Below are 14,602 nucleotides of genomic sequence, written 5' to 3' on the forward strand. Positions count from 1 at the left end.
ATGAAGTTTCAAAACAAGGATTATGCGATGCGTATATTGGAAAATGAGCATCAGTATTTAATGCATTTAATGGAGGATTGGCATCAAATCGTTCTTAATTTTGAAAATGCTGTCTATCAACAGGAGGAGGCTACTGTAGCATTCAAACAGTTACGAACTTTGCTTATTCAATTTATCGAGCCTTTAAAAAAACATACGGAAAAAGAAGAGCAATACTTCTTTCCTTTACTTGGGCAATATATTGGCAAGGAGCAGGGACCTATTGTGACTATTGAGGCAGAGCATGAAGAAATCGATGCATATATCGGTCATTTTTTGCATCATACAAGAGTCGGTATTGACCAACTGACAGTAGAAGATATGACAGCTATCGCCAAAGATGCAGGGGAAGCATTTGAAGTATTGATGGTGCATTTTGTGAAAGAACAAGCCGTTCTGTTTCCCATGACAGAGCGCATCATGAAGGCGGTAGACCAAGATATATTGCTTGAGCAATTAAATACGTGCATTATTTAAAATAACCATTGCTCGTCATTGGTTATTTTTTATGTTATTCAAGCTATTTATCTACATTATTTTTTAGGGAATCGCCTGTGCAGTTAAGGGGATTCCCCTATTAGCATTCACCAACATTTTCGCTACACTATACATAGGGAATCAATACATGTGTCATTTAGTACCAGAAGAAAAAGGTGGTTTAAATGATAAAAAAAGTACAATTGCCATTGCAAACATTGAATTTAGTTGTTGGGTTTATGGTGTGGGTGATTATTTCTTCTTTACTGCCATTTATTCGAGAGGATATCGATATACCTGCTGATAAAATTGCTATTTTGACGGCTATACCTGTCGTACTCGGCTCTATTTTGCGTATCCCGCTTGGCTATTATGCCAATATTATTGGTGCACGACTTGTCTTTTTAATTAGCTTTGTGTTATTGCTATTTCCTGTATTTTATATTAGTGAAGCTTCTAGCTATATTGATTTAGTTATTGGTGGACTGATTTTAGGGGTAGGGGGTGCTGTATTTTCAGTAGGTGTTACCTCTCTACCAAAGTATTATCCAAAAGAAAAACATGGCTTTGTCAACGGTATTTACGGCGCAGGGAATATTGGGACGGCTATCTCTACGTTTGCCGCTCCGATCATCGCCACACAAATTGGTTGGTCATTAACAATCAAGCTCTATTTAATTTTATTACTGATATTCATTGTGCTGAACTTTATTTTAGGGGACCGGCAAGAAGTAAAAGTGAAAACACCGATTATTGAGCAAATAAAAGGTGTATACAAAAATCCAAAGCTATGGTACTTTTCTTTATTTTATTTCATCACGTTCGGTTCGTTCGTGGCATTCACGGTGTATTTACCGAATTTTCTTGTGAGTAATTTTGGATTAGATAAAGTAGATGCAGGGATTCGGACTGCTGGTTTTATCGCCATTGCCACATTGTTTAGACCGATTGGTGGTTGGTTAGGTGATAAATTTCAGCCTTTGTTTTTATTAATGGGGGTATTTTTAGTGTATACACTAGCAGCTATTATGCTAGCCTTTTCACCGTCAATACTACTCTATTCTATTGGTTGTTTAGTCATTGCGCTTTGTGCAGGAATCGGCAATGGTGTTATTTTTAAGCTTGTGCCATTTTATTTCAATAAACAAGCAGGAATTGCCAATGGGATTGTGTCGATGATGGGAGGACTTGGAGGGTTTTTCCCACCATTATTACTAGCAGCCATTCATTCGATTACAGGTCAATATGCGATTGGCTTTATGCTGTTATCTTCCGTATCGTTAGCGAGCTTAGTATTAGTAGTAAGTATGTATTATCAAGACAAATTAAATCTAGCTCAGCAAGTATTTAATTCTACAGGGCAAGGTATTATTGTCACGGATATTACGAGTAAAATACAAGCTGTGAATCCCGCTTTTACTGCTTTAACAGGGTTCCGTGATGAAGAGGTCATTGGACAAACGCCAAGAATTTTAAAAACAGCTAGACAAGAGAAGGAATTTTATGATGCTATGTGGAAAAGCATTAAGGAAACAGGGGCATGGCAGGGAGAAATTTGGAATCGCAAAAAAAATGGGGAAGAATTTTTGGAGTGGCTGAATATTAGTGCTGTCAAAGATGAAACGGGGGAAGATGTCAGCTATGTAGGTACATTTACAGATATAACGGCACATCGCCAGAAAACGTCTGAATAGCTCCATCATTACAGTGGTCATTGCACAGAAAGAAGGGATACCATGACGATACAGGATCAACTCAATAGACCTATGAAAGATTTGCGTATTTCTGTCACAGATCGCTGCAATTTCCGCTGTAGCTATTGTATGCCAAAGGAAATATTCGGAGATGACTACGTTTTTTTACCGAAAGATGAGCTGTTAACATTTGAGGAAATCACAAGGCTGGTCAATATATTTGCACAACTTGGCGTCAAAAAAATTCGCTTAACTGGTGGAGAGCCCTTGATGCGAAGGAATATTCATGAGTTGGTTAGCCAATTAACACAGTTACAGGGCATTGAAGATATAGGTTTGACAACGAATGGTGTGTTATTAAAGCAATATGGTGAAAAATTGAGAAATGCGGGTTTAAAAAGAATTAATGTGAGCTTGGATGCTTTAGATGGACAGTTATTTGGTCAGATGAATGGTCGAGGCATTCAACCAGCATTAATATTGGAGCATATTCAATTGGCGCAGCAACTTGGCTTCCATATCAAAGTCAATATGGTCGTTCAAAAACATGTCAATGAACAAGAAATTATTCCAATGGCTCGTTATTTTAAAAAGAGAGGCATTGTCCTACGATTTATTGAGTTTATGGATGTTGGGAATGATAATGGCTGGAGCTTTGCGAAAGTAGTAACGAAACAAGAAATAGTAAGTTTACTTCAACAGGAATTTGACTTAGAAGCGGTTGAGCTTGACTATTTTGGGGAAGTGGCTAAACGATACCGCTATCAAGATGATGGTGTGCAAGTAGGCTTTATCACCTCTGTGTCAGAATCCTTTTGTTCCTCCTGTACAAGGGCCAGATTGTCATCAAACGGGAAATTTTACACTTGTTTATTTGCTTCTGATGGATTAGATTTGCGTGCATTAATCCGAGAGGGAGCTACAGATGCTGAATTACGTGCAGCGATTGTGGATGTTTGGGAACATCGAACAGACCGTTATTCAGATGAACGAACAGCACAAACCAAGAAAAATCGCACCAAAATCAATATGTCGTATATTGGTGGGTAGTGACAGAAAGGGTGACTTTTAATGGCGGGTCCAGCATTAAGACAATTACATGCACATCAGACAATACATGCAGGAGGCCTATCAGGTGCTATTCAAAAAACAGACCATTTTCTAGCATTATGGCAAGAAGGAAAAGTTGAAGAGGCGAACCATGCAGCGGATGATTTACTTGATTATTGGGAAACGCGTGTCATTAGCCATGCAGATGCTGAAGAATCGGGCTTTTATGAGGAAAAAGTGCAACATAATGAGGCATTGAAAGAAACGGTTATTCAATTAGCTCGTGACCACGAACTTTTGCGTATCATCGTGAAAGATATTCACGCGATTCGACAAGAAGAGGGGCTAAATGAAGCAATTATTCAACGATTCTATGCTTTATTAACGATTAATGAAATTCATAGTAGAGACGAGGAACGATTATTATTTTAAAAAAAGGTGGAGATAAAGGCTACTGTAGCTTTTGTCTCCACCTTTTCACAATCTATTTACGCTGTTGTTAGTGCAATAAATTCTTCTACATCTTGTTCACAAAGTGCAATGCCTTTTAGCCAAAATTCACGCTTTGTAATATCTTCACCTAAATGCTTCATTGCCAAATCTTCTACCGTCATGACAGCTGTATCACGCAATAAGGCAATGTATTTCTCCTCAAAGCCTGTGCCTTCTTCTTTTGCTTTCGCATAAATGCTAAGTGAGAAGAGGTAGCCAAATGTATAAGGGAAGTTATAGAATGGGACACCTGTAATATAGAAGTGTAGCTTTGTTGCCCAAAAATGTGGATGTGTTTCACCTAAACCACCTGCATATGCCTCACGTTGTGCTTCCTCCATTAACATATTCAAACGCTGTGCAGAAACAAGTCCATTTTTTCGCTCTTCATAGAAACGTGTTTCAAAAAGGAAACGTGCATGAATATTCATAAAGAAGGCAACGGAGCGCTGTACCTTATCTTCTAATAACGCAATTTTTTCTTCTTTTGACTGTGCTTCAGCAACCGCTGCATCTGCCACAATCATTTCCGCAAATGTAGACGCTGTTTCCGCTACATTCATCGCATAGCTTGTATTTAATGGGTGAACAGGGCGCAATGCGTAGCTATGGAATGCATGGCCAAGCTCGTGTGCTAATGTCGAAACATTGGACATCGAGCCTGAATACGTCATGAAAATACGTGACTGCTGCGAAAGTGGGAAGCCTGTACAGAAGCCACCTGGTTTTTTATTGTCACGGTCCTCTGCTTCAATCCAACCGTCCTCAAAGGCTGTACGAGAAAACGCTTCTAACTCTGCACCGAAGCGCCCGAAATGTTTCAAAATAAAGGCTGCCCCTTGCTGGTAATCCATTTTCGCTGTTGCCTCTGTGACAGGTGCATCAAAGTCATACCATTTCAGTTTGTCATCACCAAGCATTTGCGCTTTATGTGTTAAATAACGAGTGAATGTAGCTTTTCGCTCTGTAATCGCACCCCACATTGCGTCTAATGTTTCTTCCTTCATACGATTAATCGTTAATGGCTCTTTTAAAACATTGTCCCAACCACGTTTTTTATAAACACTTAAACGGAAGCCTGCTAAATGATTTAATGTTTTCGCAAAAAAATCTTCCCGTGCGGTGAATGCTTTTTCAATGGCTTCAAACGCTGCCTTACGTACTTTTGGGTCTTTATGTGAGCTTAAATTATTCGCTTGTCCTACAGAAAGCGATTTTACTTCACCATCGATTTCAACTTCGACACGCATATCACTAATCAGCACATCATACATTTCGCCCCATGATTTGTAGCCATCTACAGCTAGGGCAGAAATAATCGCTTCCTCTTCTTCAGAAAGAGATTCCTTTGATGCCTCACGCCACTCCGTTAAAATAAAGGCAAATGGTGCAAGCTCTGCTGTAGCTAATAGTTGCTCAAAAACAGTGCCTTCAATTTGACCAACGATTTGTCGCAGTTTTTCAAATGTCGGTGCGGATTCAGCGTAAATAGCAGATAATTTACCTAAATGTAACAGCGCTTCTTTATCTTTAATGTTTTGCGCTGTTAAACAGGATAAAAAAGCGCCAGCCTGTGCTAGATGTTGGCGTACTTCTTTTACTTTATCTAATACTTGTACAATATGAATGGCATCACTCGCTGTTTGTGGGATAGCTAGTGCATTGACAAGCTGTTGTAGCTCTTGCACTAGGTTAGCTGAATGCTCTAAATGTGCCACAAATTGTGGAGACGTGCTACCACCTTCAAAAAACACCTCTACATCCCATACTTCAGGGTAATTCGTTGTCATATAAAAACCTCCTCTAAGTATTCTTCTTTATTTTACAAAAATTTAGAAATTTTTTCACGGATTTTTTTCGTGTTACGAAATATTTTTTCTCTTGGTTCAATCTTAATGGATATCATGGATTTTGAGAATATACACGATGTAAGTCGATTGATGTATGCTAACTTTTTATTACAAGTTCATAAAAATCCAAATGCAATTATGCTGGAATGTAATTTATTGATGCCGTTCATAGCAATAAAGCTGTATATTCATTTACTATGTATTTACTTAGTAGTTCGTTCAATAGAAAAAGCACAATGATGCCAATAAGCGCAACACTTAATTTTTTCACAATGGCACCCCTCATTTGAAAATGAACCTCTTTTTGAAAGATTGCGTTATTATATCAATGGGAAGTATAGGAGAAAGTGGGTATATTGATGCGTGATTATATTAAAACAATGAGAGCTATGATTGGACATGAACCATTGCTCACAGTGGGCTGTGGGGCGATTATTGAAGATGCAGAAGGGCGAATTCTGTTGCAGCGGCGAACAGATAATGCGATGTGGGGAATTCCAGGTGGGCTTATGGAAATAGGAGAAACATTTGAAGAAACGGTAAAACGAGAGGTGTATGAGGAGACACAGTTACATCTTGATACAATTACATTATTTGGCTTATATTCAGGGGAGAAGAGTTTAGTCAGCTATCCTAATGGTGATCAGGTATTTAGCGTGCAAATTATTTTCCATTGTAGCAAGTATACAGGTCATCTTAAGATAGATTATGAAAGTCAAGAGCTTACATTTAAGGCAAGACATGAACTACCGTCAAACTTAAATCCAACACAAGCACCTTTTATTCTTGATTGGCAACAGCAGGTCAAGCAACCTATTGTAAAATGAGAAATGAGAAATGAGAAATGAGAAATGAGAAATGAGAAATGAGAAATGAGAGATATGTTTTCTTTATTTAATTATCTCAATTTTCAATTAAATATTGACCGAAATACAAAGCAGGCTTAAAGTTTGTATAGGCAACGAAATCTCGTAAACTAAGAGATTATTCGATGATATGAGGAGGAACTTATTTTGAAAACAATTAAACTTGGTGCAAGTCTTTTGGAAGTACCGAATATTGCGGTTGGCTGTATGCGTATGAGTTCGCTAGATAAAGTACAAGCGGAGCGATTTGTACAAACAGCGCTTGAATTGGGAGCAAACTTTTTTGACCATGCGGATATTTATGGTGGAGGAGCTTCAGAAGAAATTTTTGCGGATGCGATTCAGATGAACAGTGACATTCGAGAAAAAATGATTCTTCAGTCCAAATGTGGTATTCGTAAAGGAATGTTTGATTTTTCTAAGGAACATATTTTAAATTCGGTAGATGGCATTTTAAAACGTCTAAAAACGGATTATTTAGATGTGTTGTTACTGCATCGTCCAGATACATTAGTAGAGCCAGAGGAAGTCGCTGAAGCGTTTGAACAATTGGAGAGCTCTGGCAAAGTACGCCACTTTGGTGTCTCTAATCAAAATCCAATGCAAATTCAGCTATTGCAGAAGTTTGTGAAGCAGTCACTTGTTGTGAATCAGTTACAACTTAGTATTACGAATGCAACAATGATTTCCAACGGCATGAACGTCAATATGGAAAATGCCTCTGCTGTGAATCGTGATGGAAGCGTGCTCGATTTTTGTAGATTGAATGATATAACGATTCAGCCTTGGTCTCCATTCCAATATGGATTTTTCGAGGGGGTATTCTTAGGAAACAATGAAAAATTTCCAGAGCTGAATAAAAAAATCGATGAAATCGCTGTGAAATATGGTGTCAGTAATACAACAATTGTGGTTGCATGGCTACTTCGTCATCCTGCGAAGATGCAGCCAGTCATTGGTACGATGAATATGGATCGTTTGAAGGATTGTGCGGAGGCAAGTGATATTGTTTTAACTCGTGAAGAATGGTACGCTATTTACCAAGCAGCAGGAAATATCCTTCCATAAATAATAAAGTGACCGTTTAGCTGTTTGGCTAGCGGTCATTGATTTTTATCCATTAATGCAATAGAAAAGGAAGTTTGATGACATGAAAAATGACTTGCTTGAAAAGATTCAATTGATTTATCCTAATTTTTCCATAGAAAACGTTCATCTAAATGAAATTGGACAGAATAATGACGTATTTATTATAAATGACTCATTCGTTTTTAGATTTCCAAAGTATCCAAATGGAATCATGCAATTACGGAGAGAAACAGCTATTTTGACGTACATTCAAAATATTGTTTCGATTCCTATTCCCAACCCAAGCTATCAGTCACTTGAATCAGAAGAACCAGGTCAAGCTTTTACTGGCTATCATCTAATAGAAGGAGCACCTTTGTGGAAGGAAGATTTATTAAGTATTGAACGTGGCGAAGTAGTGAAGGGATTGGCAGAACAGCTTGTTTCTTTTCTTGTAGAACTCCATGCTATTTCAGGAAAAAAAGTAGGTCAGGACTTGAAGCTAAAGGTTCGTAATCCTTATGAAGAAATGCAGCATTTATATGATAAGATTCAAACTAAACTATTTTCCTATATCCGAAAAGATGCCCAAACAGAAATCGTTAATGCTTTTGAAACATTCCTAAATGGACAAGCATTGTCAAATTTCGATATAACACTTGTTCATGGGGACTTTGGTGCATCTAATATTTTGTGGAATCCAGAAACAAGTAAAATTTCAGGAATAATAGATTTTGGTGGCTCTGGCTTAGGTGATCCAGCGTATGATTTTGCGGGTATTCTTTCTAGCTATGGTGAAGATTTCTTTAATACGTGCATTCGTTTATATCCTAATGGCAATGAAATAGCAGAGCGAGTTCGTTTTTATCAAAGTACATTCGCTTTACAAGAAGCATTACATGGGGTAGAACATAACGATAAAGAGGCTTTTGAAAGTGGTATTAACGATTATAGATAGATGGTTTGTTCTAGTAAAAAGTATTTTTAAATTTCCTTTTTTTACAATATAATCTATGCATGCTAGCATGCGTTCTTATTATGTTTAAAAAAATTCGCTAGATACATAAAAAAATAAAATTATGGTATGGAAATGAAATAGATTTAAATAACCCGACTGAGCGAGGAATTAAAAATTAATTTTAATTGAATTGGAAGGAATAGCAATGTTAAAATTTGAATATGGAGAATGGCGGAATCAAGACATTTTTTATGTGTGATAATAAAAACAAATTTTTTATAGATGACGGTGAATAAAAACATTTAGGAGATGAAAAATCAGATGGATCACAATGACTTTCAGCACCATGTCCTGGAAGTTTTGGGGACGCTTTTAAAGGAACAGAGAGAAATTAAAACAGATGTGCAAGGGCTTCAAGTAGAAATGCAAGCACAAAAAAAGGAACTAAATAGACAGGGTTTAAAATTAGATACTATCATGAAGCAAACTGCTGAGAATGCTGAATTGAAAACGCAGGTGTTAGAAATAATTGAGGTTTCAAAAAAATTAGATTTTGAGATAGAATTATTAAAAACACATCTTAGAAACTAAAAGGATACTTTTTAAAATGGTAGAATTACGTTGTTATAGGAATTAATTAGAAGTGGTTATAACCAATTAAAATACAGTGTAGATGTAGTATAAATGGTGTCAACAACACTATTGCTATTCACCCCCATCCATGCTACAATTTTCTTTAGTTAAATAATTTCTTATCAAGAGAAGCTGAGGGATTTGGCCCTGTGAAGCTTCAGCAACCTCTACGTTGTGTAGAAAGGTGCTAATTCCAGCAAAGGCATTGTCCTTTGAGAGATAAGCGTGAACGTGATGAAAATCCCTCTCATTCTATCTCATATGGAATGAGGGGGATTTTTTAATGATTTGATGGAGAGGGGAAAAAGTAGTATGCCAATTAATATTCCGAAAAGTTTACCAGCTGGAGAGCATTTGCGTGAGGAGAAAATCTTCGTGATGGAAGAGGACCGAGCGAAAACGCAGCAAATTCGTCCGTTAAATATTTTAATTTTAAATTTAATGCCTGAAAAAGAAAAAACGGAGTTACAATTATTACGTTTACTTGGAAATACACCGCTCCAAGTGAATATTACGTTCTTAAACACAGCGACACATGAATCGAAAAATGTTAGTAAATCGCATTTACAACTGTTTTATACAACGTTTGATCAAATTCGTCATCGCTTGTATGATGGCATGATTATTACAGGAGCGCCTGTAGAAAAAATGGCGTTTGAGGAAGTAAACTATTGGCAAGAAATTGCTGAAATTATGGACTGGTCGCAAACACATGTCACATCTGTGTTACATATATGTTGGGGAGCGCAGGCTGCTTTATATCACCACTACAATATAGGTAAATACGAGCTACCAGCTAAATGCTCTGGTATTTATTCGCATGTGATTACAGATTTAACGGTCGATTTAGTACGTGGCTTTAGCGATTTATTCAATGCCCCTCATTCTCGTTATACATCTGTATCAATTGAAGAAGTACGCAATCACCCTAATTTACGTTTATTATCTTATTCAGAAGATGCAGGTGTTTTTATTGTGCAATCGAAGGATAATAAAAACATTTTTATCACAGGACATTTAGAGTATGATGCCACGACATTAGCAGATGAATATAGTCGTGATATTGCAAAAGGACTAGACATCGCTGTGCCTGTGAATTACTTCCCAAATGATAATCCGTCATTGGAGCCAATCAATACATGGCGTGCCCATACACATTTACTGTTCTCCAATTGGCTTAACTATTATGTTTATCAAGAAACGCCATATGAGTGGGATTTTGTGGACGCAATCGAATATCATATTTAAAGAAATGAGCCCATTTATCTTTTGAAAAAAGGACAAATGGGCTTTAGTTTGAAGGTGCTTTTATGTGACGAAGCATGGCAATAATGAGTAACATAAGTGGTAATAAAACCATGAAAATAGTAGCAAGGATTGGCCAGTACTCTTGATTGTATAGATTGGATTCAATAATAGTAGGGTGAATCACTTGGGATAATCCCATACTAATCATACCGAGTGGGATAATGAGTGGTCGATGATTGGCAATATTAAACACTTGTGCCATACTAATAACACTTGCGTAGAAATACATAAACATTCGAATATAAATTGTAGTAATCCACATCGCAGCCATAATAACTTCAATTCGTTGTAAAAAGTCTCCTATAGAAATTCGTTGAGCGAGCGCATAGCTTGGAAAGGTACGGGAAGAAGTTAATGTTGGACCTAATACCAGTATGGATAACAAAATAACCGTTACTAATACGACGCCACCGATCATTGCTCCAATATAAAAGCCTTTTGTAGCCGATTCTTGGACATCGACATTTGATGGAAATACTATTAATAATATGACAAGAGGAAAGGAAAATAGACTCATGAAGCGAATCGTGCTAAATACCATAGATGACGGAGAGGCTTCTAATATTGGTTGCACATTGCCGATATCAATCTGTGGTGAGATACAGAGTACAAAGACAATAAAGATAAAAGCGAACACAGGAAAGAGGATTTCAGCCGAACGTGCAAAGACCTCAATGCCTAAATAAGCCGCATACATCACGATAATCCCAAATAGCAAGACAAATGACATAGAGGGGGTTTCGGGCATAATCTCTGTTTTCATAAAAATGCCTATAAAATAAAGCAATTCACCTGCTGAAAGTAACATTAACATGGTAAAACAAAGATTAATCGCTTTTCCAAAAAATTTTCCTACTATTTTCTCAATGGCTTGAGGAAATGTGAAGGAAGGTGTGCGTTTGCCTAAAGTGATAAATAATTTGATGATTAATAAACTAAAAATCACACCGATTGACGCTACAATCCAGGCATCCTGTTGCACATCATTAGTAATGCTTGCTGGGATGATAAGAATAGCTGTACCAATCGAACAAAGAAGGGTAATAATGGTAAATTGCCTAGAGCTAATCATTTCCTTGTTCATTTTCTTGTGCCTCCCTCTCGCCATGAATCAAGAATTTTTTTTAGGGGTGATAAAATCATAACAAGAGGGATTAGTGGACTAGGCACATGGATGTTTAAGGCATTTAAACTATTCAATAGAGCACCAATTAGTAATAATAGTGAAAAAATCACAATGGTTTTCGTATCTTTTATTTTGAGCAAGCTAGGAATAAAGATAAAGGCAATGATAATTGAAGCAACAATGATACAAATGACAGTAAGCATTCATTATTCCCCCATATTTTTTTCGTTTCGGACAGGGAAGTTTTCCATTGTCCCTAATGCTTGTGTTTTCACATTGACTTCAATATGAATCGGCATTTCTGAGAAGATAGCAAGCCAATCTTTTTTGATTTTTTTCCATTTCTCAGGGTCTTTACGGTGTAAAACTTCACCAAAGCTTAGCACATCTACTTGATAATCTTGCTGTAGTATCTGTAACGTATGTTCAATGCGTTTATGAATAAGCTCCTCTGTGCGTTTATTAATCATCTCAATCGTTTTTTTCTCACCTAAATTTAGCATACATTCAACTTCACCAACATTTTGCTCAATCGTAATTTGTACTTTGAGCTGTGGCATATTTCCCTCAAAGCGCCCCTTTATTTTCGTTTGAGCATGTGTAATTTCGGTTGTCAATGTGCCTTCTTTTGGACAGGAGATGATTTCTACAGTGCTTTCTATTTTATTATCTAAATAGCTAATTCCCCTGCTGTCCTCAGCATTTAATAGACCAATTTGCTGCCCGTTTTTAAAAATTGCTAAACCAATATATTTTAATAATGTCGAGGTTTCCGCCTGTTGTACATTTGTCTGGCTCATACCTAAGCTTTTACTTCCATCCATCGTAATGGCTGAAATAACAGCACTTTCCTCGTTATTACTGAGCGTGTTAATTAAATCATCAATATTGACAGTTAATACAGAACCCCACACCTTTTCAGATGCTTGCAGGGAGTTCAGCATTTTACTAGCTGGAATTTTTTCAATAGGCGTCAATATACTTAACACCTCCTTGGCATTGACCTCATGTGACACAATAATATTAAAATCATTTCGGAATTCATGATCTCGTGAGATAAAATCAAGCACATCCACCATGTTACTTTTCGCTAACTCTTCGCCGATTACGACAATTTGAAGGTGGGAAAAATAAGGCTTTCGTGCAGCTAATGTTGTTATTTTTCGAATAGCTTCAAAAACTGTTTTACCTCTTTCATGATAGGTGATGACAGGTGAGCGACCAGCGGAGGGCTGTTTAGCAGAAATTTCACTTGGTTCAACGATTTGGATGGAAATCTCAAAGCCATCATCTACTTTATCTATACCAAGTGCAGTGACAATTGCTAATTCATTTAACTCTCGTTTACTCCAACAACCACTTAGTAGTAAAGACACGATTAACAGACAGCCAATCAATTGTAATTTGTGCATTATCCATCCCTCTGATTCCTTCTTTTAATAGCGATATAACGATGCCCTCTGACCATATTTTTTTGATTTATTAGACGTGGACGTGTCAACAAAGCTTTACGTGGAAATAAGATAAAAGCATCTTTTTGGTCCTTTAAAATAAATGGCGCAAATGGTGACAAATAAGGAACGCCAAATGTGCGAATACTGCATAGATGGAGCAGAATTATCATGACACCAAACATCACACCAAATAAGCCAAACATAGAGGCGATAATCATTAGTGGGAAGCGTAAAACACGAACTGTATTGGATAAGCCATAAGCAGGGAATAAGAAGCTACAAATCGCAGTCAATGCAACGATAATAACCATCACTGCGGATACAACGCCTGCTTCCACAGCCGCTTGACCGATAACTAACGTACCAACAATGGAAACAGCTGGACCAATCGTTCGAGGCATACGTAGACCTGCTTCACGCAATACTTCAAAGGCAACCTCCATAATAAGGGCTTCTACAATGGCGGGGAAGGGCACACCTTCTCGCTGTGAGGCAATACTAATCAGCATCGGCGTTGGTAGCATTTCTTGATGGAATGTCGTGATGGCTACATAAAGAGAGGGCGCGACTAATGCGAGACTGATACCAAAAAAGCGTAGAGCCCTTATTAATGTACTGACCATCCAATTTTGATAATAATCCTCTGCTGATTGTAAAAATGATGTGAATAAAGCAGGAACGACTAATACGAAGGGCGTGCCGTCCACTAAAATCGCGATTTTGCCATCTAATAATTCGCCTGCAATGACATCTGGTCGTTCTGTATTGTAAATAGTTGGAAATAAAGAAAGTTGCGCATCTTGAATATAGCTTTCGATATAGCCACTTTCCAAAATACTATCTGTGTTAATACGGTCTAATCGTGCAAGCACCTCAGCGACAATTTTATCACTAGCAATACCATTGATATACATCACAGATACGTCTGTTTGTGTCACTTCACCTATGATACGGGACTTAATCCACAGGTTGGGGCTTTTAATTTTTCGACGAATCAAAGCTGTGTTAGTGCGTAGCGTTTCCGTAAATGCCTCTCGTGGTCCACGAATAACGGACTCAGTAGAAGGCTCCATGACAGCTCGATCTTTTGCATGCTTCGTATTAGTGGCAATGCCTGTCACACAGTTATCGATTAAAATGACAGCGTCGCCATTTAGCAATGTTTGATAGAGCGTCATAAACTGTGTAATATCTTTGACATCTCCTATTGTTAGACAAGATGCTTTTATATGTTCGATAGTGAAGTCGTTCGTATTGAGCAGGAGCTTGTCAATAATAGCATCTGAAATAGCTGTTTTATCAGACAAACCGTCTATATAAAGAATAGCTATGGACTGGTTCTGGGCTTCATCTATGACAAGTTGCCTTATGATAATATCATCACTGTTGCCAAGCGTTTGCTTAATAATTTTGATATTTTTGGCTAGCGAGCGATGAAGACAATCTTCTGTGGCATTGATATGGGAGGTATCATTTCCTTTTGAAACAGACATCTTGGCTCCTCCTCTACTTGTGCTTGCATTATCTATAGAATGGACAATTTTTCATTGCGCTAAACTTAGCAAATAAAAATAAAGCAGCGTTTCT

General features: G+C 37.5%; 14 protein-coding genes and 1 riboswitch. Of the genes, 9 read left to right on the plus strand and 5 right to left on the minus strand.

Annotated elements, in window-relative coordinates; genetic code table 11:
• From OPF91_RS10865 to OPF91_RS10880, 4 genes are all read left to right on the plus strand, one after another.
• Positions 1-516, plus strand: coding sequence for a hemerythrin domain-containing protein (locus OPF91_RS10865; RefSeq protein ID WP_309297423.1), 516 nt, complete (start codon positions 1-3; stop codon positions 514-516).
• 185 nt (positions 517-701) lie between these two features.
• Entirely contained in the window at positions 702-2,210 is a 1,509-nt protein-coding gene (locus tag OPF91_RS10870; RefSeq protein ID WP_264988772.1) for a nitrate/nitrite transporter, read from the plus strand.
• 42 nt (positions 2,211-2,252) lie between these two features.
• Positions 2,253-3,260: a GTP 3',8-cyclase MoaA gene (moaA, locus tag OPF91_RS10875; protein ID WP_264988773.1), complete on the plus strand. Its 1,008-nt coding sequence runs from the start codon at positions 2,253-2,255 to the stop codon at positions 3,258-3,260.
• A gap of 21 nt (positions 3,261-3,281) precedes the next feature.
• A complete protein-coding gene (locus tag OPF91_RS10880; RefSeq protein WP_264988774.1) occupies positions 3,282-3,692 on the plus strand; it encodes a hypothetical protein in 411 nt (136 codons plus the stop codon).
• Between the two features lie 56 nt (positions 3,693-3,748).
• Here the strand turns inward: OPF91_RS10880 and OPF91_RS10885 are convergent, their stop codons facing one another.
• Entirely contained in the window at positions 3,749-5,542 is a 1,794-nt protein-coding gene (locus OPF91_RS10885) for a M3 family oligoendopeptidase (RefSeq protein ID WP_264988775.1), read from the minus strand.
• 419 nt (positions 5,543-5,961) lie between these two features.
• Here OPF91_RS10885 and OPF91_RS10890 point away from each other — a divergent pair, with 419 nt between their 5' ends.
• From OPF91_RS10890 to metA, 5 genes are all read left to right on the plus strand, one after another.
• Positions 5,962-6,429, plus strand: a complete 468-nt coding sequence (locus OPF91_RS10890) for an NUDIX hydrolase (RefSeq protein WP_264988776.1) — start codon at positions 5,962-5,964, stop codon at positions 6,427-6,429.
• 186 nt (positions 6,430-6,615) lie between these two features.
• A complete protein-coding gene (locus OPF91_RS10895) occupies positions 6,616-7,536 on the plus strand; it encodes an aldo/keto reductase (RefSeq protein ID WP_264988777.1) in 921 nt (306 codons plus the stop codon).
• 82 nt (positions 7,537-7,618) lie between these two features.
• Positions 7,619-8,494, plus strand: coding sequence for a phosphotransferase family protein (locus OPF91_RS10900; RefSeq protein ID WP_264988778.1), 876 nt, complete (start codon positions 7,619-7,621; stop codon positions 8,492-8,494).
• A gap of 321 nt (positions 8,495-8,815) precedes the next feature.
• Entirely contained in the window at positions 8,816-9,085 is a 270-nt protein-coding gene (locus OPF91_RS10905; protein WP_264988779.1) for a hypothetical protein, read from the plus strand.
• Positions 9,086-9,243: 158 nt separating this feature from the next.
• A riboswitch (SAM riboswitch) is annotated at positions 9,244-9,353 on the plus strand.
• 86 nt (positions 9,354-9,439) lie between these two features.
• On the plus strand, positions 9,440-10,375 hold the full coding sequence (gene metA, locus OPF91_RS10910; RefSeq protein ID WP_264988780.1) for a homoserine O-acetyltransferase MetA: 936 nt from the start codon (positions 9,440-9,442) through the stop codon (positions 10,373-10,375).
• A 43-nt stretch (positions 10,376-10,418) separates the two neighbouring features.
• Here metA and OPF91_RS10915 read toward each other — a convergent pair whose 3' ends face one another.
• From OPF91_RS10915 to OPF91_RS10930, 4 genes are read right to left on the minus strand one after another with little or no spacing between them, the layout of a single operon-like run.
• Positions 10,419-11,519, minus strand: coding sequence for a GerAB/ArcD/ProY family transporter (locus OPF91_RS10915; RefSeq protein WP_264988781.1), 1,101 nt, complete (start codon positions 11,517-11,519; stop codon positions 10,419-10,421).
• Positions 11,516-11,764: a hypothetical protein gene (locus OPF91_RS10920; protein WP_264988782.1), complete on the minus strand. Its 249-nt coding sequence runs from the start codon at positions 11,762-11,764 to the stop codon at positions 11,516-11,518. The genes OPF91_RS10915 and OPF91_RS10920 overlap by 4 nt, the downstream gene beginning before the upstream one ends.
• Before the next feature lie 3 nt (positions 11,765-11,767).
• On the minus strand, positions 11,768-12,973 hold the full coding sequence (locus OPF91_RS10925; RefSeq protein WP_264988783.1) for a Ger(x)C family spore germination protein: 1,206 nt from the start codon (positions 12,971-12,973) through the stop codon (positions 11,768-11,770).
• On the minus strand, positions 12,973-14,508 hold the full coding sequence (locus OPF91_RS10930) for a spore germination protein (RefSeq protein WP_264988784.1): 1,536 nt from the start codon (positions 14,506-14,508) through the stop codon (positions 12,973-12,975). Before OPF91_RS10930 ends, OPF91_RS10925 begins: the two co-directional genes overlap by 1 nt.
• Positions 14,509-14,602: the final 94 nt, after the last annotated feature.

It is taken from the genome of Lysinibacillus piscis (genome assembly GCF_026012395.1).
Taxonomy (GTDB): Bacteria; Bacillota; Bacilli; order Bacillales_A; family Planococcaceae; genus Lysinibacillus; species Lysinibacillus piscis.

Excerpts from the sequence above, each read along its gene's own strand:
- OPF91_RS10905 (WP_264988779.1), top strand. The coding sequence starts at position 8,816 with ATGGATCACAATGACTTTCAGCACCATGTCCTGGAAGTTTTGGGGACG.
- OPF91_RS10920 (WP_264988782.1), bottom strand. The coding sequence starts at position 11,764 with ATGCTTACTGTCATTTGTATCATTGTTGCTTCAATTATCATTGCCTTT.
- OPF91_RS10865 (WP_309297423.1), top strand. The coding sequence starts at position 1 with ATGAAGTTTCAAAACAAGGATTATGCGATGCGTATATTGGAAAATGAG.
- moaA (WP_264988773.1), top strand. The coding sequence starts at position 2,253 with ATGACGATACAGGATCAACTCAATAGACCTATGAAAGATTTGCGTATT.
- metA (WP_264988780.1), top strand. The coding sequence starts at position 9,440 with ATGCCAATTAATATTCCGAAAAGTTTACCAGCTGGAGAGCATTTGCGT.
- OPF91_RS10890 (WP_264988776.1), top strand. The coding sequence starts at position 5,962 with ATGCGTGATTATATTAAAACAATGAGAGCTATGATTGGACATGAACCA.
- OPF91_RS10885 (WP_264988775.1), bottom strand. The coding sequence starts at position 5,542 with ATGACAACGAATTACCCTGAAGTATGGGATGTAGAGGTGTTTTTTGAA.
- OPF91_RS10925 (WP_264988783.1), bottom strand. The coding sequence starts at position 12,973 with ATGCACAAATTACAATTGATTGGCTGTCTGTTAATCGTGTCTTTACTA.
- OPF91_RS10880 (WP_264988774.1), top strand. The coding sequence starts at position 3,282 with ATGGCGGGTCCAGCATTAAGACAATTACATGCACATCAGACAATACAT.
- OPF91_RS10915 (WP_264988781.1), bottom strand. The coding sequence starts at position 11,519 with ATGAACAAGGAAATGATTAGCTCTAGGCAATTTACCATTATTACCCTT.
- OPF91_RS10930 (WP_264988784.1), bottom strand. The coding sequence starts at position 14,508 with ATGTCTGTTTCAAAAGGAAATGATACCTCCCATATCAATGCCACAGAA.
- OPF91_RS10900 (WP_264988778.1), top strand. The coding sequence starts at position 7,619 with ATGAAAAATGACTTGCTTGAAAAGATTCAATTGATTTATCCTAATTTT.
- OPF91_RS10870 (WP_264988772.1), top strand. The coding sequence starts at position 702 with ATGATAAAAAAAGTACAATTGCCATTGCAAACATTGAATTTAGTTGTT.